Here is a 17,705-nt window from a genome sequence, read left to right as displayed (position 1 = left end):
TGATGCCTTGGCCCAGCGGGCCGGTGGTGGTTTCGACGCCGTCGGTGTAGCCGTATTCAGGGTGGCCCGGGGTTTTGGAATGCAGTTGACGGAACTGTTTCAGTTCGTCGATCGGCAGGTTGTAGCCCGACAGGTGCAACAACGAGTAAATCAGCATGGAGCCGTGACCGTTGGACAGCACGAAGCGGTCGCGGTTGGCCCATTTCGGGTTATTGGGGTTGTGGTTCAGAAAATCGTTCCACAGTACTTCGGCGATATCGGCCATCCCCATCGGGGCTCCAGGGTGTCCTGAATTGGCTTTTTGTACCGCGTCCATGCTAAGTGCGCGGATGGCGTTCGCTAAGTCTCGACGCGAAGGCATGTTGGTCTCCTAAATTGAATCTTATACGGTGTTAGCAGCCCCTTATCGGGACCGCACTAAAAAACTGGGGATATAACAAACAAAAGGACGAGTGGCGCGAACCACCCGTCCTCGATATTTCCTAGAAACTAGGCGTTGCCAAATTTGGCTTATGCAGCTGCAGCGTCTACCAATTCGCGGATTTCTTTAGCCGCTGTGGCTGGGCATGGCGCACCGTAGATAGCTGCACCGACAACGATGATGTTGGCGCCGGCTTTAACGGTTTGATCGATGGTTGCAGGCTTGATACCGCCGGCAACAGAAACGCGAACGTTCAAACCCAAAGAAGCGACTTCGTTCAGGTCGCCGAACGGAGTTTGACCAGCCGCTTGTGCGTCCAGACCGGTGTGAACGCCCATGATTTGCGCGCCCAGTTTGGCTGATTCGCGTGCGCACTCGGATTTGCTTGGCACGTTGATCAGGTCAACTTGTACTTCCGCAGCATATTTTTTTGCCGCTTTGATTACGCCACCGATGGTAGCCAAACCGGATACGCCCAACACGGTGCAGATGTCTGCGCCGGCTGCGTAGAAAGCGCCTGCTTCGTATTCGCCGGCGTCCATGGTTTTCAGGTCGACCAACAACAATTTGTCTGGGTAACGGTTTCTCAGTTCTTTAACCAAGTTAATACCGTTATATTTGATGCAAGGGGTACCGATTTCAAAAATGTCGACGTAAGGCGCTACTTTATCTGCCAATGCTACGGTTTGGTCGAAATCCAGTGAGTCCAACGCCATTTGAATTAATGGTCTTGCCATATTAATGTGCTCCGATTGTTGTGGTTACAGTTATTGTTTTTGAGACCCACCCCTTCCGTGAATCTCTCATTCGTCACCGAATGGAGAGCGCCGCAAGCCTTTGTCAGTGGGCGGTTTAAGCGAGTGGGGCAACTCTAAATCAGAACGTAGCACCCTGTCAATTGAAGAGCTGCTATTTCAAAGCGAAAAACCCCAGTCGATAGCGGGATAAGCAAGCTTCAGCCGGAAAGACCGCCCCAAGGTTTATACAATCCGGAGGCATCGACACCGAACATCTCCAGGATACGCCCAACACCTTCGTCAACCATGGCACGTAACGAATCGCTCTTGTTATAGAACGCCGGCATCGGCGGAAAAATAATCCCGCCCATTTCAGTCACGGCCGCCATATTGCGAATATGCGCCAAATTCAAGGGCGTCTCCCGCGGCACCAGCACGGTTTTGCGCCGCTCTTTCAGCGCCACGTCTGCGGCACGGGAAATCAGGTTATCGCCAAAACCGTGCGCCACCGCGGCCAAGGTCTTCATTGAACAGGGCGCGATCACCACCCCTTCGGTCTTGAACGAGCCACTGGCAATGCAAGAGGCAATATCATTGATGCCGTGGGTAACGTCGGCCATTCCGTAAAGCTCGGCTCGATCCATGCCCAACTCGTATTTCAAGTTGACCAAGCCGGCGGAAGAAATCACCAAATGAGTTTCCCAGCCACCGCGTTCGCGTAAAATTTCCAGCATCCGCACACCGTAAATCGCACCGGTAGCGCCGGTCATGCCGATGACAATCCGTTTTCTATGTTCCATGCTCCCGCCGTCAATTCTCAAGCCAAAACCATCGCCATCTCGTCCGCGGCGGAAACCAACGCGTCGATCATTTCCTCGCCGCGAGCAATATGGCCGGCATGGGGCAAAACCTGGAAGCGTGCCCCGGGCAATGCGTTGCACAACCGCCACCCGGCCTCTATCGGGCAAGTCAAATCGTTACGTCCATGAATTACAACCGTCGGAATTCCCCGCAATTTGGGGCAATTGGGCAAAATCTGATTTTCAGCGATAAAGTAATCGTGGACGGCGTAGTGTAATTCCATCTTGACTTGCCGCAACGTCTTTTCGCTGACAGCCTCCAAACTCTCCTGATAATCAGCGCCAAGCGCCACCTGACCACTCCAAGCCTGCCATAGCCTAGCCGCACTCTTGGCAAGCTCCTGATCGGAACTAAACACCGCCTCGCAGAAGCGCTCCAGCATGGTGCCGCCCGGTAGCTCCGGCAAATTCTCCTGCAGCTCCTGCCACAATTCCGGATAGACCCGGTTCACGCCATATTCGCCGAGAAACCATTCCAAATCGCCCCGCCGCGCCAAAAACACACCACGCAAAATCATGGCCAACACATTCTCAGGGTAGTGCTGTGCGTAGAGCAAAGCTAAGGCGCCTCCCCAAGAACCACCAAACAACAACCACTGTCGAATTTCCAAACGTGCGCGGATACGCTCCATATCTACCAGCAAATCTTGCGTCGTATTCCCCGCCAGTTCGCCGAAAGGCTCGGACAGACCGCATCCGCGCTGGTCCATCAAAATGATGTGGTAGCGCTCAGGATCAAAGAAACGGCGATGGTCCGGCTTGGTTCCGGAACAGGGACCGCCGTGCAAAAATATCGCCGGAATTCCGGCCGGGTTGCCGGATTGCTCGACATAGACGCGATGGTCGCTCCCGGTTTCCAGAAAAAAGGTATGAAATGGAGAAATTTCAGGATAAAGAGATTTCATTGCCTTTGAGGATAGAACTTACGCAACCGACCGACGCCGCACTGGGGCGGAGCAGTATAACAAAACCTTTACGGCATAAAAAAAGGGAAGGCGAAACCTTCCCTTTTTGGATAATCCAGCGGCTTGTGGATTTAGAATTTGAAACCTACAGAACCGCCAGCGCTGAAACCGTCGGTCTCTGTGCCGTCGATTTTGCTGGTCGAATAGTGGTAACGAACGTCGGAACCCAAAACGATGCCTCTGAACAATTCGTACTCCACACCACCGCCAAACTGCATGCCTGAATTGAGAACGGAAACCGCACGAGAAGGAACACCCAATATGTTCAACTCCAGACCGACCGGAATAATCCAGGGACGCAATTTGCTGCCGTGCATGAATTTAATTTTTGGAGAGGCATTGATACGCAAACGATTGTCGGTAGAAGTTCCCGGACTTACAGCAATCCCAGTTGTACCCAAAGCCGCAGGATATGTAGCTGTCAGATTATTCTGACCAGTACCGAATTCAGAATATTCAACACCCAATTCGATGCCAAACGAGGTATCGTCCATCAAACCGAACAAATCGTTGTTAACGTTGAAATCAAAAGCGCCACCAAAGTAGAAACCGTCTGCGTTTCCATTATCAGACAACAAATCAGAGCCACTGAGAATAGCTCCCGGCTGGTTAGCACCTGCCTTTCTGGATTGATCGAGGCGAGTCCAACCACCACGAACCGCAACCAAGTTGTCTTTGGCACCGGAAGCGGCCGGGGCAGCTTTAACAGACGCCATCCACTGATCCAGTTCTTGAATTTTGGCGGTTTCGGTAGAGTCTTTTGTGGAAGAAGACTTAACACGGCTCAATTCCGCTTGCATGGCTTGCATTTGCTCGGCCATTTGTTGCATTTGCGCTTCCAGAGCTTCAGCTTTTCTGGCGGCGGCGTCGGCAACGCGCTCGGCTTTGTTGTCAGCTGCTTGGGCTTGCGGGGCAACCATCGCTCCAGCCATTGTCAAAGTCGCTGCAGCAACACCCAGCGCTAATTTGGTTTTAGTAAAACTCATTGTTGTTCCCCCCCAAGGGTTGTTATTGTTAAGACTGAATTAGCTTTAAAGCAACACAGGATTTCTTCACGTGGGCAATAATAGCAGCAAAACACCAGCCATACAAGTTTTAAGCTTATTTTTTTGACCAAAAAAAATTGATTTAAATCAATAATATATGAAGCATTTGTAATCCTGAATCAAATAATGTCAAAAATAAACAACATTTTTTTGTTTTTTCACACAGCCACCACCAATGCCTAAAACCTATCTAGCGCAATAGCTTCGTGATACTTTAAAAAAGCATCTTTAGTCCGACATTCCCTTTATCTGCATGACCCATCATCTGGACATTTTGATCATCGGCGCCGGCATTAGCGGCCAACTTGCCGCCCGCGAATTTCGCAAAGCCGGACGCGAAGCCACCCTGCTAGACAAAGCCGGCCCCGGCACCGAATCCTCGTGGGCAGGCGGCGGCATTTTGCTGCCGATTTATCCATGGCGGCAAGCTGAAGCCATTTCCGAGCTGGCAATACAAAGTTTGAAACTGTATCCGCAGTTAAGTGCAGAACTGCTAGCTAGTACCGGGATCGACCCGGAATGGCGGGAGTGCGGCATGCTGATTTGCAAGAATCCCGATTTTGAAGCGGCGGAACGCTGGTGCCGTCACTACGACGTGGCATTCCAGACCGCTTCCGCCGAACTGACCGCAGCGCTCACAACCCGACTCGAGCAACCGATATGGCTTCCGGGCATCGCTCAGGCCCGCAATCCGCGCCTGCTGAAATCTCTATCCGCATATTTGTCCCAACTCGGCACCCAATTCATCAGCGATACCGAAATCGAGGAAATCGACGTCGTCAATCGCCGCATCGCCGGCGTAAAAACCAGACACGGTCGCTTTACGGTGAACGAACTGGTCGTCAGCACTGGCGCCTGGACTCGCGAATTTTTAAACAATTTGCTGCCGGATTGGCCGGTCGATATCAACATCCGCCCGGTTCGAGGCCAAATGCTGCTATTCGACGCCAAGCCTGACACACTGCAGTATATGGTTCTGGACGGGGACCAGTATTTGATTCCCCGCCGCGACGGTAAGATTCTGGTAGGCAGCACAGTCGAACAGGCCGGTTTCGACAAAACCACCACGGAACAGGCTCGCGAACAACTCTATCGGTTCGCCACGCAACTGCTGCCAACCCTGCAGCAGTTCCCGGTCAGTCACCATTGGGCCGGCCTGCGCCCCGGCAGCCCGCAGGGCATCCCATTTATTGGCCGACATCCGGACATCGAAAATCTTTACATCAATGCCGGTCATTTCCGCAATGGTCTGGTCATGGGGCCGGCATCCGCCAAATTACTGGCCGATCTGGTTCTGCAACGGCCAACCGACCTGGATCCTTCTCCTTATTCGTTAAAACCTGCTACCGCATCATGAACCTATATCCCTACCTGCGCCCGCTATTGTTTTCGCTTGACCCGGAGACCGCCCATCATGTCACCCTAGACTTGCTCAAACTGGCGAAACAAACCGGCCTATCCACGCTAAGCCGGGCGAAATCGAGCAGCAAGCCGGTCGAGGTAATGGGCTTGAATTTTAAAAATCCGCTCGGACTGGCGGCCGGTCTGGATAAAAACGGCGACTATATCGACGCGTTGGCCGATTTGGGCTTTGGCTTTATCGAAATCGGCACGGTCACACCGCGCCCGCAACCGGGGAACCCCAAGCCACGGCTGTTTCGGCTCCCGGAACATGAAGCCATCATTAACCGGATGGGGTTTAACAATTTCGGCATCGACCATTTGCTGGCACAAGTCGGCAAATGCCAGTATCGCGGAATATTGGGTATCAATATCGGCAAGAACGCCGATACGCCCTTGGAAAACGCCACCGAAGACTATTTGATCGGCTTAAGAAAAAGCTATGCCGCGGCCAGCTATATCACCATCAACATTTCCTCACCCAACACCAAGAACTTGCGGCAATTACAGCAAGGCGACGAGATCAAACAATTATTGAGCGCTCTGAAAGAAGAACAATTAAAGCTGCAGACCGCGCAGGGTAAATACACGCCTATCGCCGTGAAGATAGCCCCCGATTTAACTGACGAGGAAATAAGCCATATTGCAGGCTTACTAATCGAATTTGCGATTGACGGTGTGATCGCCACCAACACCACCATCGCCCGCGACCACATTAAAGGCCATAAGCACGCCGACGAAACCGGCGGCTTGAGCGGCGCACCGGTCAGGGAAAGTTCGACGCGCGTCGTTAAAGGCCTGGCGGCGGAATTAGGCGGAAAACTGCCGATTATCGCCGCCGGCGGAATTTTGAGCGGTGAAGATGCCCAGGCGAAATTAGCCGCTGGCGCCAGCTTGGTGCAGATTTACAGCGGCTTGATTTACAAAGGGCCGCAACTGATCGAAGAGATATTGAACACCATCTAATCCGCTAGCCCCCTGACCTTATCAAACCCATCTATTTGAGGCTGTCGTAAAAGTCAAAATTTAGGTTGGGTTAGCGTAGCGTAACCCAACAAAATCAAAACGTTGGACTTCATAGCATGAAGCATAACCTACCTTTTACGCCCCCCTCTATTTGGCGCGGTCACTCGATCATTCATCGTCTTCGGCGCTTTCAGGGCTCGCTAGCCGATGCCAACTCGCCGCGAATCACCTTGCAGATGCATTTTCGAAGGCGCTCACCGACGCATCCATCGCCCAGCCGCCACCGAAAGCCCGATACAACGACACCATCGCCACGCCGATCGCCGTTTCGGCTTTGGCCCGCTCGTCGCTGACGGCCAGCTTGCTGCGCTGCGCATCCAGAACGGCCAGATAATTGCCTGCACCGCGCTGATACAGCGCATCGACCAGCCGGTAAGCTTTCTCCGCCGAGGCTTCCGCTTCAGTCAATCGGCCTAAGCTATCGGTTGCGGAACGATGGGCGACGAAGGCGTTTTCCACGTCTTCCAGGGCCAGCAAAAAAGTCTTCTCGTAACTGGCTGCGACTTGATCCAGCCGCGCATCCGCGGCGGCAATATGGGCGCGGATGCGGCCGGCGTTGAATATCGGCGCGGAAAGCCCCGAGCCCAAGGCATAGACGCTATCGGCCAGACTCGGAAAACCGCCGACCGCAATCGCGCCGAGGCCTCCGCTGGCCGACAGCACCAGCTTCGGATAAAGATCGGCTCGCGCCGAACCCAGGCTGGCCGCCGCGGCGCTGACTTCGGTTTGCGCCAATCGCAAATCGGGCCGTTGCGCCAATAGGTCGGCCGGTAACAGGTTGGGCACGGTCGGCGCTTGTTTCGGCAACGGGCCGGCGACGGCCAGCCGCTTTTCCAGGTTTTCCGGCGGCTCGCCCAGCAACACGCCCAAGCGATGGATGAGCTTTTGCCCGGCGTTGACCAGTTGCGGAAGTATCGCTTCGGTACCCTGCAACAACGTCTGCTGACGGGCAACATCCGCTTCGTTAGCCAGGCCGGCTTTATGAAATACCTGTAAAGTCCTCAGCCGTTCGCGCTGCAAGGCTATATTGTTTTGCAGAATGCCGGTACGTTGCTGCACGCCGCGCAGTTCCAGATAGTTGGTCGCCACTTGCGCCAGCAGACCGACTTGCGCCACATGCAAGCCTTCCTTGCTGCCTTCGGCTTGCGAGGCAGCGGCTTCCGCTTCCAAATGCCGACCACCGAACAAGTCGATTTCCCAGCGTGCCACCAATCCGCCGCTGACGGCATCGGCGGTCGGCGTGATCAATTTGATGCCTTGCCCGCTCGGCACGCCGACGATACGGTCGATGCGTTTTTCCCGGCCGCCGGAGAGTGAGAAATCCAGACTGGGATACAAGGCCGCTTCGGCGACGGTCACCATCGCGTTGGCTTCGCGAACGCGAGCGGCGGCGATTCTCAGATCGTGGTTGGCGGTTAAGGCTTGGTCTATCAATTCATTCAGCAAGGAATCATTGAAACCTTGCCACCAAGTCTTTAGATCAACCGCTTCGGAGGCTTGGGCGCTGGGCGCGTGTTGCCAGGTTGCCGGGCTGCTGAGCGCCACTTGGTCGCCCACGCGGGTTGGCGTGCAGGCAATTAGACTAACCAGGGACAGAAGGGTTAGCGGTGTTAAAACTCTATTATTCATTGCAAAACTCCGTGGTCGCATCGCGTGGTACCCGCGAGGATGATCCTAAAAGCGGGGGTTATTCCTTCTCCCCTTGGGAGAAGGTTAGGATGTGGGTATAAAAACAAAGCTTTATCCCCTCACCCCAACCCCTCTCCCTCGAGGAGAGGGGCTTTTAGGTCCTCAGCGGAAGAGAGAGCTTTGGCATCTCCACGCTCCACCCTAAACCAAGCCGCATACAACGCCGGCAGGAAAAACACCGTCAACGCGGTCGCCACCGTCAGTCCACCCATAATGGCGATGGCCTGCGGGCCGAAGAAATCGTTGCGCGATAACGGTATCATCGCCAGTATGGCTGCCGCCGCGGTTAGCATAATCGGCCGAAAACGCCGCACCGTGGATTCGACGATGGCCGACCAGGTGTCTAGTCCCGACTGTTCGTCTTGATCGATCTGGTCGACCAGAATCACCGAATTGCGCATGATCATGCCGGCCAGCGCCAGGATGCCGAGCAAGGCCACGAAGCCGAACGGCGCCCGGAACAACAGCAAGGCGAAGGCCGCGCCGATCACTCCCAGCGGCGCGGTGCTGAACACCATGAAAGTCCTGGACAGATTCTGCAACTGCATCATCAACAAGATCAGCGTGACAATCAGCACCAGCGGAATCCAGATCAGAATCGACTTCTGCGCGGTCACCGCATCTTCCTTGGAACCGCCGGTTTCGATGAAATAGCCGGCCGGCAGGCTATCCTGGATTGGTTTAAGTTTCGGGACGATTTGTGCTGCCACGTCCGGGGCCATCTTGCCGTCGGCCACATCGGCGCGCACCGAAATAGCCGGGAAGCGGTTACGCCGCCAGCGCACGCCGTCCTCGAACACGGTTTCGAACTTGACGAACTGCGACAGCGATACCGACTTGCCATTAGCCGTGCGAACCGCGACATCCGGCATTTCGTCGGCGGCAGTGCGCAGTTCGGGGCTGGCCCGCCAGACGATGTCGATTAATTTATCCTGCTCGCGCAACTGACCGACCGGGATGCCGGCGTAATGTGCCTGCAAGGCTTGCGACAGGCTGGCCGTCGACACGCCGAGGGCGCGGGCCTTGTCCTGATCCAGGACCAAACGGAACGAAGGCATGCGGTCGTGCCAGTCGTCGTTGACGTCCACGGTGCCGGGATGGTTACGCACTACGTCGGCCACCCGCTCGGCGATGCCGCGCACGATGTTGGGGTTTTCGCCAAGCACCCTGAACGCCAAGGGATAATCCATCGGCGGCCCAACATTAAGCCGCTTCACTCGGCCCCTGACATTCGGAAAATCCGTCTCAAGCATCTGCCGGATGCGTTGCATCACCCGTTCGCGTGCCTGGTTATCCTTGGTCATCACCACCAATTCGGCCAGATTGGTATTCGCCAGTTGCTGCACGATCAACATGAAAAATCTCGGGGTGCCGCTGCCGATATAGCTGGCGACATGTTCCACATCTTCGTCCTTGGCTAATAGCACTTCCATGCGCTTGGCGGCGGCTTCGGTTTGTTCGAAGGAGCTGCCCTCCGGCAGCCACAGGTCGACGATGACTTCAGGCCGGTTGGACAGCGGAAAGAACTGTTCGGGGACATGGGCCAACGCCACCACTCCGAGGCCGAACAAGGCCAGCGTGGCGATAATCACTTTCTTGCGGTGCGCGACACAGGCATCCACCCAGCGGCGCAGCCGGTTGTAGAACGGCGTATCGAACAAGTCGTGAGCCGCTTGGTTGCCGTTTGCATGCACCTTGAGTATCAAAAAGCCCAAATACGGAGTGAACACCACCGCGCCTATCCAGGACAGTATCAGGGAAATGCCGACCACCTGGAAAATCGCCACGGTGTATTCGCCGGCGGAGGATTGCGCCAGACCCACCGGCAAGAAACCGGCGATGGTGATCAAGGTGCCGGTCAGCATCGGAAAGGCGGTGGCGGTGTAAGCATAGGTCGCGGCGCGCATCCGGTCCCAACCTTCTTCCAGCTTGCGGGCCATCATCTCGACGGCAATCATCGCATCGTCCACCAGCAAGCCTAGCGCCAGAATCAAAGCACCCAAGGAAATGCGTTGCAAATCGATGCCGCACAGCAGCATGACCAGCAAGGTGGCGGCCAGCACCAGCGGCACGGTCAGCGCCACCACGGAACCGGTACGCCAACCCAGGCTCAAGAAACTCACCACCAACACCGTGGCCAACGCTTCGAAGAAGGTACGGCCGAATTCCGCCATCTGATTTTTCACCACACGGCCTTGATTGGCGACCGTTTCCACGTCCATGCCTAACGGTAACTCGCTGTTTATACGGGTCAGCGTCTCCTCCAAGGCTTTTTCCAGGTCGATCACGTTGCCTTTCTTGTTCATCGTCACGCCGAGACCAAGCGCCGGCTTGCCGTTGAAACGCATCTTGAATTCCGCCGGATCGACATAGCCGCGCGTCACCCTAGCAAAGTCGCTAACCTTGAAGGTGCGATTGGCGATGCGCACCGCCATATTGGCGACACTGTCTTCCGAGTCGAACGCGCCGGTCAGGCGTATCGGCAGGTTGCGCTGCGGAGAAAACACCGTGCCGGCCGGTGTCATGCCGTTCTGCGCCTGCAAGGCCTGGGCAACCGCCGCCGTCTCCAGGCCCAACTCGGCCAGCTTTTTATCGGAAAATTCGACGAATATCTTTTCATCCTGCACGCCGATCAAATCGACCTTCTCGACATCCTTGACCCGCAACAGCTGTTGGCGGACCGAATCGGCAGCCAATTTCAGCTCGGCATAGCTAAAGCCCTCACCGGAGAAGGCGTAGATCAAGCTATAGGTATCGCCGAATTCGTCGTTGAAAAACGGCCCGATGCTGCCAGGCGGCAGCGTCATGCGGATGTCGTCGACCTTCTTGCGCACTTGATACCAAAGCTCGGGAATGTCCTTGGGCGGCGTATCTTCGCGCGGCGTGACGAAAATCACCGATTCGCCGGGTTTGGAATAACTGCGCAAGTAATCCAGGTCAGGCAGTTCCTGGATTTTCTTTTCCAGCCTGTCGGTCAACTGCTGTTCCACTTCCAGCGCGGTGGCGCCGGGATAAAGGGTCTTGACCACCATGATGCGAAAGGTGAACGGCGGATCTTCCTGCTGGCCCAGTTTGTAATAAGCGAATAGGCCGCCGAGCACCACCAGTGCGAGCATAAAGCCGGTGAAGGAGCGGTGTTTAAGTACCCACTCGCTGAGGTTGAAGGCTTTCATAGCGATCCCTCTGTAGCGCCATGCGTACCCAATGCATTTTCTGCCGGCAAGCGGACGGCCTGCCCTTCGGCGAGACGCTGGACGCCGGCGCTGACCAGCAATTGGCCGGCGGCGAGTCCCTCGACGGCAATGCGTTCGCCGGCCAGCGTTTCGCCCAGCTTAACCGGCACGGATTTGACGGTAGCCGACTGCTCGTCGACCTGCCAGACTAGAGGATGATCCGGTTGATTTTGCCGGGTATAGATTGCAGAAAGTGGGATGGCGATGCCGGAAACAGTATTCGCCGCGAGTTGAACGGTCGCCGTCATGCCCAATTGCGCGGCTTCCAGGCCTTCGAGCAAGGTGGCCTTGGCGCGGTAGGTGCGGCTGGACGGATCGGCGGCCGAGGCGATCTCGCGAATTTTGGCCTTGATCCGCCGGTTGTCGTCGGACCACAAAGACACATTAACGTCTTGTTGACGCCGGATTTCCGACAAGCGATGCTCGGGAACGTCGAAATGAACTTCCTTTTCGTCGAGCTGGGCCAGCGTTACCACGGCCTGACCGGCGGCCAGCACTTGTCCGGCTTCGACAGCCAACGCCGTGACCACGCCGTCGCGGTCGGCATGCAGCTCGGTATAGGATAGCTGGTTAAGCGCCTCGCCCAATTGCGCTTCCAGCGCCGCCGTCCGCTCTCGCGCTGCGGTATAAGCGGTTTCATGCCGCTCGAACTCCGGCGGACTGATGACTTGCTGAGCCAACAGCTCGCGGTATCTAACAAGATCGTCGCGCAAGAAATTGCTGTCGGCCTGAGCGGAAGCCAGCTGAGCCTTAAGGCTTTGAACGGCGAGGTGGTAATCATTGCCATCCAGTATTGCCAGCAGCTGACCTTTCCGCACCCGGTCGCCGACATCAACTTTGCGCTCCAGCAGTTTCCCAGCCACCCGGAAGGATAACGGTGTCTCGATTCTCGCCCTGACTTCCCCGGCAAAATTTCTAGCGCTGGTTGCGACATGGTCCTGGATTCGAAACACCTTCACCGGCCGGGAAACCGCTTGAGCTGGTTTGTCCTGATCGCCGCATCCAGAGGCGACCATCAGAGGCAACAACACGGCCAACAACCGGCTTTTGTTTGTGTATCGGGACTGAAACCAGTCAAGTGGAATCGGCATAAACGGTATGTTGGGTTTCGGCATGTTGCTTCCTCCTTCGGTAAAAGGTTCGGTAATATTCGAAATAGTCATTCGATGTTGATTGCAATCAGTATCTCGGCGGCCAGCTTGGCGTAATTCCCCGCAACGGAATTTCGCTGCAATTGCTCGGATACAATGGCGCCTTGGAATAAGACGCAGAGTTGTCCGGCCAACCTTTCCGGAAACTGCGCCCCGGCTTGTCCGGCTAGATCGGTCATGTAACTTCGAAACTTGCGGTAAAACGCCGCGGATACTTGATGTACCGGATGACTTTGATCGGGAAACTCCACAGATGCCTTAATCAATGGGCAACCTTGAAAGTCAGGACTAACCAGCCATCCAGCATGAACATCGAAAATGGCGATTAGCTTGTCTTTTGGCGTCCGAGCGTTAACCTCGATTTGCTCGACAAACCAAGACCAAAATTCGCTATCGCTGTTTTGCAGATAAGCGACAATCAACGCCTCTTTGGAGGAGAAATGCTTGTACAGACTCATCTTGTTGATGTTCGCTGATTTGACAATCGTATCTACGCCAGTGGCTCTAATACCTTGGGTTGAAAACAGCTCTTTCGCCGCCAACAAGATTCGTGTACGCACATTTGCGGGTTTAGTCGACATAGTCATGCTTGAAATAAGTTTTGCCTCGGCAAAACAAAGCAATCTGACTGGGAGCGGCCGCTTCCTTGCATCGAAACGTCGCTCCCCTGGTTTTCAGTTCAGCTCAGGATTCAGAACTAGTTGGCGATCATGCTGGCGTTGAAGCCGTCGACAAACGCGTGCTCTTCGGGCCCTGGATTGGCCCTAAGCGCACGAACAGCCTCGACGACCACTTCCGGGGCTTCAGTTGCCAAGCCCTGCATGGTTTCGGCGATAAACACATCGACCGGCATGGCGCGAGGGTCGCCGCGCTTTTGGATAATATCGGTGTCCACCCAGGGCGGCGCGATTTCCTGCACACTCACATTGGTGCCGCGCAACAAGAAGCGTTGTGACAGCGCGTAGGAATGCAGCGCGGCCTTGGTGGCGGAATAGATCGCGCTGGGCGCCATCGGCACGAAAGCCAGGATAGATGAGTTGTAGATGATGGTGGCGCGCGACTGACGTTTCAGATGCTCGATCAACGCCGAGGTCAGTAAGACGGGCCCGAGCAGGTTGGTATCGATCAGGCGGCGCGACGCCGCTTCGTCGATTCGACCCGCCGCATCGTCGAAGGTCATGATGCCGGCATTGTTGATTAACACATTGAGTGCCGGATAACGGGCTATCAGAGTTTGCGCCACGGCATTGATGCTGGTCGGGTCGGCGACGTCCAGTTCGATGGCATCCATGCCGGGATTGGCCGCGACGACCTCATCAAGCCAAGCCTTGCGGCGTCCGGCAATGATGACTTTGTTGCCCAGCTTGTGGAAGGCCTCGGCTAGACCGCGACCGATGCCGGAAGCGCCGCCAGTGATGAGGATGGTATTGTCGTTCAGTTTCATGTTGTGTCCTTTGGCTTGGTGTAAAAGGGGTAATGCATTTATGCGCGGTCGAATCGCATCACGAGCCACGCCTATCGAATATCAATAAGGTTGATGTCGCCGAGGCATAGAGCCGGCCTCTGCTGTCGGTAAGTCGAGCTTCGGCAAATGCCGCTTGCCGAGCCAGGCTCAGAACGCTGCCTTCCGCCCGCAGTAGTCCTGTTTTTTTGGTCATCGCCCTGTGATAGGCAATTTTCAATTCCAGAGTCGTGTAGGTCTGTTTCTCGGTGAGCTGGGAGTGGACGGCGCAGCCGCAGGCAGAGTCCAACAAAGCGGCCGCATAGCCGCCATGAACGGTGCCCAGAGGGTTGTATGCATGCTCGCCCGGCTTGCCGGCAAATACGGCTTTGCCGAGGTCGACCTCCACCAGCTCGAAATCCAGCGACACCATGATTCCAGGCTTCAGCCCCGAGGCCATTAAGGCGCGCAGCTGGTCTAGGCCATTGAGCCCGGCACCGATTTTGTTTACGAGACTCATCGTACTGTCACCCTGCGACGAATTCCGAATACGCGGTAACCGGCTTGTTGCAGGGCCTTGGCCGTTACCAGCCCGATGCCCGAAGATGCGCCGGTGACCAGGGCTAGAGCATTGTCTTTATTGCTCATATCGAATCTCTTTTTGAGGGTGGATAGTCTGTCGACTAAGTGTTACTATCATTTTGAAAGCAATGTTACTATCAAAATGAAACCAAGTCACTACTAAAAATGTATGAACGATAAAAATAATTGCGCCGACCCTTGTCCGATCGCTCGCTGCCTAGCTTTTCTTGGCGACACCTGGAGTTTATTGATACTGCGGGACGCCCATTTCGGCCTAACCCGCTTCGACCAATTTCGGAAAAGCCTCGGTATAGCGCCGACGATACTGACCCGGCGCTTGGCGACGTTAACTGAGGAAGGATTATTGGAAAAACGGCTTTATTCGGAGCGACCGCCGCGCGAGGAGTATGTATTGACAGCCGCTGGCCGCGACTTTCTGCCGGTGCTTATGATGATTGGCGCCTGGGGGAGCCAGTATCGCGGCGACGGTCCGTTGGTGCGTATCCAGGATGTTCAAACGGGAGAGTATATTAAACCGGTGACCATCGACGAGGTGACGGGGGCAAAGATAGGCACGCGGCCGTTACGCTTTGTGTTGCCGGACGAAGGCTGATCAATTCACCCGGCACCCCCTTTTTAACAGATACAATAGCTGGCAATTTCTAAGGCGCATGTCGTCAGTCGTAGTGAGTCAGAAACGAAGTTCCACATGATTACGTTGTATCAATTTCCCAGAGCCTGGAACATTCCCAACCCCAGCCAGTTTTGCGTCAAGCTGGAAACCTATCTGCGCATGGCCGGCATCGAATACCGGATTGCCGAAACGTTGCCCCTCTTTGCGCCCTTCGGCAAGCTGCCCTTCATAGAAGACAACGGTCAAAAGCTTGCCGATAGCCGGCTGATTATCGGCTATCTGCGAGAGCATTACGGCGATAGCCTGGATGGGCATTTGTCGGCCGAGCAAAGTGCGCAAGCGCTGGCCTGGCAACGTTTATTGGAAGAACATTTGTACTGGGTGTGCATGTACAGCCGTTGGCAATACGGAGCGGAAAATTGGCACATCAATAAACAGGCGATCTTCCAAGGTTTACAGCAACCCTGGGCGGATGTGGTGGCCGCACTCTATCGGCTGCGGATTCGGGGGCAACTACGCGGCCAAGGCATTGGCCGGCTACCTGCCGCACATATTTTCGAATTGGGCCGGCACGATCTAGCGGCTGTGTCCGCCGCGCTTCAAAACAAGATGTTTTTACTGGGCGATCGGCCCTCTAGCGTCGATGCCTCGGCCTTCGGCGTATTGATCAATCTATTGGCCTGCCCGGTCAGTTCGCCGGTCAAGGATTATGCCTTAACCCAATCCGCCTTAGTCGATTATTGTCGGCGCATTCAAGAACGCTATTTTCCCGAATTGGGCGAACCTAAGTTTGGCGATTGATGGTCCAGCGTGGCGCAAGCCGCACGGATTTCTTCTCGTAGCCAGCGATTGGCAAACTCCTGGTCTTGCAGCGGATGCCAGACCATTACCGTGTCGTAATGCGGTAAATCCAGCGGCAAGGGCACCAATTGTAAAGGCAAAGTCTGAGCAAATTGTTCGGCCGTGCGTTTGGGAAAAGCCATGACCATGTCCGTTTGCGCCACAATCATCGACGCGGATAAAAAATGCGACACGGTCAGCGCCACACGCCGCTCACGGCCATGTTCCGCCAACCAGCTGTCTACCTGCCCGGTACTGGCGCCGGTTCTGGACACCAGAATATGCGGTAGGTCTATATAGTCTTCCAGCGTTAATGCCGCATTCACTCGCGGGTGGCCGATGCGCGCCACGCAGACCATGAAATCATCGAACAGCCGTTCGCAATGTAGATGCTTGGAGGGATTCAACATCACTTCAAAACCCAGTATCAGGTCTATCTCACCTTGCTCCAGCGCATGCGAAGGAAAATGGCTGCTGGTACGTTTGAAATGAATATCCACGCCCGGTGCCTGTTGAGCAATGCGAGGCGCCAGTATGGGTAAAAGCAAGGCTTCCACGTAATCCGTCGCCGCAATGGTAAAAGAGCGCCGACAAGTGGCGGGATCGAACGGCGCCGGCGCGCGAATCAAACCTTCCACATCTTTGAGTACCGCCGCTACCGGAGCCACCAGGGACAACGCGCGTAGTGTCGGCGTCATGCCCGCCGGGGTTTTCACCAGCAACGGATCTTCCAGTTGTTGCCGCAAGCGTTGCAGCACGTGGCTCATTGCCGACTGGCTAATGAACATTTTGTCCGCCGCCCGCGACACGTTGCGTTCCTTCATCAGCAGATCGAAGGCGATCAATAGATTCAAATCAAACGTTCTTAAGTCCGCCATGGCTGGGTTTCCGGGATGTAAAGGCGGGCTATGTTACCGAAATGCCGGGGGCGTTTGGCATCAATTATTTTCATAGGCGCATGAATACAAAGCATTTTACCGCCTGCGGTCTCAGGCATAAATTTATCCCCGACGCAGCCACCGGCGCTTAGTTTTCCCCCCCAAGGAATTTACAAGCCAACGCGGTGGCCCGTCTCCTTACTCTCAATCGTGCAGCAAGCGCGGAGTTTTGGCGGAATGCTGATTGAGAAAAACAAGGTGGTTAGCAAGATCACCAAAACTTACTCAAATATCAGGAGAATCATCATGCCTTTGTGGAAAGTCTATCATCCTACCAATGCGTTCAGTGCCGAAGACAAACAAGAATTGGCTGAGCAAATCACTAACGTCTATGCGGGCGTACCCATCCCAAGATTTTACGCCGTGGTCATTTTCGAAGAAGTGGCGAAAGGTAATTGCTTCGTCGGTGGCGTACGTAATGACAAGTTCGTTCGATTCAAGATCGACCAAATCGCCCGGACATTGCCTGGGCCTATCATACGAGAATGGTGGATGCGAACGCTTGACGAAGTCATTGCGCCTTTTGTGAAAGAGCGCGGATTCGATTGGGAAATTTCAATTGACGAAACCCCATTCGATCTTTGGTCGCTACAAGGCGAATTACCCCCGCCCTTCGAATCGATAGCCGAAAAACGTTGGGTTGCGGAAAACAAGGCCAGTCCTTACACATACCAAGAAAAACTACCCGCAGGCCACTTTTTACTGTCTCCAGGCGTAACCGGTTAGTTAATACGAGTGCCC

Annotated in this window: 17 protein-coding genes and 1 pseudogene; 5 read left to right on the top strand and 13 right to left on the bottom strand. The window is 55.1% G+C overall.

What is annotated here, in order from left to right; translation table 11 throughout:
• From C2U68_RS17055 to C2U68_RS17035, 5 genes and pseudogenes are all read right to left on the bottom strand, one after another.
• Positions 1-361: pseudogene (locus C2U68_RS17055) on the bottom strand (transketolase); the annotation flags it as partial.
• Between the two features lie 149 nt (positions 362-510).
• Positions 511-1,158 (bottom strand): 3-hexulose-6-phosphate synthase, encoded by a 648-nt coding sequence (gene hxlA / locus C2U68_RS17050; protein ID WP_140913665.1) that lies wholly within the window; start codon positions 1,156-1,158, stop codon positions 511-513.
• Between the two features lie 218 nt (positions 1,159-1,376).
• Entirely contained in the window at positions 1,377-1,958 is a 582-nt protein-coding gene (locus tag C2U68_RS17045) for a UbiX family flavin prenyltransferase (RefSeq protein ID WP_140913664.1), read from the bottom strand.
• A 17-nt stretch (positions 1,959-1,975) separates the two neighbouring features.
• Positions 1,976-2,923 (bottom strand): prolyl aminopeptidase, encoded by a 948-nt coding sequence (pip, locus tag C2U68_RS17040; RefSeq protein ID WP_140913663.1) that lies wholly within the window; start codon positions 2,921-2,923, stop codon positions 1,976-1,978.
• A gap of 131 nt (positions 2,924-3,054) precedes the next feature.
• On the bottom strand, positions 3,055-3,969 hold the full coding sequence (locus C2U68_RS17035) for a porin family protein (protein ID WP_140913662.1): 915 nt from the start codon (positions 3,967-3,969) through the stop codon (positions 3,055-3,057).
• Positions 3,970-4,282: 313 nt separating this feature from the next.
• Between C2U68_RS17035 and thiO the strand changes: the two genes are divergently transcribed.
• On the top strand, positions 4,283-5,386 hold the full coding sequence (thiO, locus tag C2U68_RS17030; protein WP_140913661.1) for a glycine oxidase ThiO: 1,104 nt from the start codon (positions 4,283-4,285) through the stop codon (positions 5,384-5,386).
• Positions 5,383-6,396, top strand: a complete 1,014-nt coding sequence (locus tag C2U68_RS17025; protein WP_140913660.1) for a quinone-dependent dihydroorotate dehydrogenase — start codon at positions 5,383-5,385, stop codon at positions 6,394-6,396. Before thiO ends, C2U68_RS17025 begins: the two co-directional genes overlap by 4 nt.
• Positions 6,397-6,621: 225 nt before the next feature.
• Here the strand turns inward: C2U68_RS17025 and C2U68_RS17020 are convergent, their stop codons facing one another.
• The 7 genes from C2U68_RS17020 to C2U68_RS16990 form a co-directional block, all read right to left on the bottom strand.
• The gene (locus tag C2U68_RS17020; RefSeq protein WP_140913659.1) at positions 6,622-8,085 is read right to left on the bottom strand and encodes an efflux transporter outer membrane subunit; all 1,464 of its coding nucleotides are present in this window, start codon (positions 8,083-8,085) and stop codon (positions 6,622-6,624) included.
• A gap of 119 nt (positions 8,086-8,204) precedes the next feature.
• The gene (locus C2U68_RS17015; protein WP_140913658.1) at positions 8,205-11,318 is read right to left on the bottom strand and encodes an efflux RND transporter permease subunit; all 3,114 of its coding nucleotides are present in this window, start codon (positions 11,316-11,318) and stop codon (positions 8,205-8,207) included.
• Entirely contained in the window at positions 11,315-12,493 is a 1,179-nt protein-coding gene (locus C2U68_RS17010; RefSeq protein WP_260839386.1) for an efflux RND transporter periplasmic adaptor subunit, read from the bottom strand. Before C2U68_RS17010 ends, C2U68_RS17015 begins: the two co-directional genes overlap by 4 nt.
• 44 nt (positions 12,494-12,537) lie before the next feature.
• Positions 12,538-13,110: a TetR/AcrR family transcriptional regulator gene (locus C2U68_RS17005; protein WP_140913657.1), complete on the bottom strand. Its 573-nt coding sequence runs from the start codon at positions 13,108-13,110 to the stop codon at positions 12,538-12,540.
• Positions 13,111-13,226: 116 nt separating this feature from the next.
• A complete protein-coding gene (locus C2U68_RS17000) occupies positions 13,227-13,973 on the bottom strand; it encodes an SDR family oxidoreductase (RefSeq protein ID WP_140913656.1) in 747 nt (248 codons plus the stop codon).
• 58 nt (positions 13,974-14,031) lie between these two features.
• Positions 14,032-14,490 (bottom strand): PaaI family thioesterase, encoded by a 459-nt coding sequence (locus tag C2U68_RS16995; RefSeq protein ID WP_140913655.1) that lies wholly within the window; start codon positions 14,488-14,490, stop codon positions 14,032-14,034.
• A complete protein-coding gene (locus C2U68_RS16990; protein WP_260839385.1) occupies positions 14,487-14,618 on the bottom strand; it encodes an SDR family NAD(P)-dependent oxidoreductase in 132 nt (43 codons plus the stop codon). The genes C2U68_RS16995 and C2U68_RS16990 overlap by 4 nt, the downstream gene beginning before the upstream one ends.
• Before the next feature lie 103 nt (positions 14,619-14,721).
• Here C2U68_RS16990 and C2U68_RS16985 point away from each other — a divergent pair, with 103 nt between their 5' ends.
• Positions 14,722-15,165, top strand: coding sequence for a winged helix-turn-helix transcriptional regulator (locus tag C2U68_RS16985; protein ID WP_140913654.1), 444 nt, complete (start codon positions 14,722-14,724; stop codon positions 15,163-15,165).
• 96 nt (positions 15,166-15,261) lie between these two features.
• On the top strand, positions 15,262-15,987 hold the full coding sequence (locus C2U68_RS16980; protein ID WP_140913653.1) for a glutathione S-transferase family protein: 726 nt from the start codon (positions 15,262-15,264) through the stop codon (positions 15,985-15,987).
• Here the strand turns inward: C2U68_RS16980 and C2U68_RS16975 are convergent.
• Positions 15,948-16,904, bottom strand: a complete 957-nt coding sequence (locus C2U68_RS16975) for a LysR family transcriptional regulator (RefSeq protein ID WP_140913652.1) — start codon at positions 16,902-16,904, stop codon at positions 15,948-15,950. The two genes, C2U68_RS16980 and C2U68_RS16975, sit on opposite strands and share 40 nt — an antisense overlap.
• A gap of 237 nt (positions 16,905-17,141) precedes the next feature.
• On the opposite strand from C2U68_RS16975, the gene C2U68_RS16970 reads away from it, so the two are divergent.
• The gene (locus C2U68_RS16970) at positions 17,142-17,690 is read left to right on the top strand and encodes a tautomerase family protein (protein WP_260839384.1); all 549 of its coding nucleotides are present in this window, start codon (positions 17,142-17,144) and stop codon (positions 17,688-17,690) included.
• The last annotated feature ends 15 nt before the right edge of the window (positions 17,691-17,705 follow it).

The organism is Methylomonas koyamae (assembly GCF_006483455.1).
In the GTDB taxonomy this organism is placed as follows: domain Bacteria; phylum Pseudomonadota; class Gammaproteobacteria; order Methylococcales; family Methylomonadaceae; genus Methylomonas; species Methylomonas koyamae_B.
The sequence above is the reverse complement of the archived record's forward strand: the minus strand, read 5'-3'. Positions and strand labels throughout refer to the sequence as shown.

Bases quoted from the DNA above. Each gene is read 5' to 3' on its own strand.
- hxlA (WP_140913665.1), bottom strand. From the start codon at position 1,158: ATGGCAAGACCATTAATTCAAATGGCGTTGGACTCACTGGATTTCGAC.
- C2U68_RS17045 (WP_140913664.1), bottom strand. From the start codon at position 1,958: ATGGAACATAGAAAACGGATTGTCATCGGCATGACCGGCGCTACCGGT.
- pip (WP_140913663.1), bottom strand. From the start codon at position 2,923: ATGAAATCTCTTTATCCTGAAATTTCTCCATTTCATACCTTTTTTCTG.
- C2U68_RS17035 (WP_140913662.1), bottom strand. From the start codon at position 3,969: ATGAGTTTTACTAAAACCAAATTAGCGCTGGGTGTTGCTGCAGCGACT.
- thiO (WP_140913661.1), top strand. From the start codon at position 4,283: ATGACCCATCATCTGGACATTTTGATCATCGGCGCCGGCATTAGCGGC.
- C2U68_RS17025 (WP_140913660.1), top strand. From the start codon at position 5,383: ATGAACCTATATCCCTACCTGCGCCCGCTATTGTTTTCGCTTGACCCG.
- C2U68_RS17020 (WP_140913659.1), bottom strand. From the start codon at position 8,085: ATGAATAATAGAGTTTTAACACCGCTAACCCTTCTGTCCCTGGTTAGT.
- C2U68_RS17015 (WP_140913658.1), bottom strand. From the start codon at position 11,318: ATGAAAGCCTTCAACCTCAGCGAGTGGGTACTTAAACACCGCTCCTTC.
- C2U68_RS17010 (WP_260839386.1), bottom strand. From the start codon at position 12,493: ATGCCGAAACCCAACATACCGTTTATGCCGATTCCACTTGACTGGTTT.
- C2U68_RS17005 (WP_140913657.1), bottom strand. From the start codon at position 13,110: ATGTCGACTAAACCCGCAAATGTGCGTACACGAATCTTGTTGGCGGCG.
- C2U68_RS17000 (WP_140913656.1), bottom strand. From the start codon at position 13,973: ATGAAACTGAACGACAATACCATCCTCATCACTGGCGGCGCTTCCGGC.
- C2U68_RS16995 (WP_140913655.1), bottom strand. From the start codon at position 14,490: ATGAGTCTCGTAAACAAAATCGGTGCCGGGCTCAATGGCCTAGACCAG.
- C2U68_RS16990 (WP_260839385.1), bottom strand. From the start codon at position 14,618: ATGAGCAATAAAGACAATGCTCTAGCCCTGGTCACCGGCGCATCTTCG.
- C2U68_RS16985 (WP_140913654.1), top strand. From the start codon at position 14,722: ATGAACGATAAAAATAATTGCGCCGACCCTTGTCCGATCGCTCGCTGC.
- C2U68_RS16980 (WP_140913653.1), top strand. From the start codon at position 15,262: ATGATTACGTTGTATCAATTTCCCAGAGCCTGGAACATTCCCAACCCC.
- C2U68_RS16975 (WP_140913652.1), bottom strand. From the start codon at position 16,904: ATGGCGGACTTAAGAACGTTTGATTTGAATCTATTGATCGCCTTCGAT.
- C2U68_RS16970 (WP_260839384.1), top strand. From the start codon at position 17,142: ATGCTGATTGAGAAAAACAAGGTGGTTAGCAAGATCACCAAAACTTAC.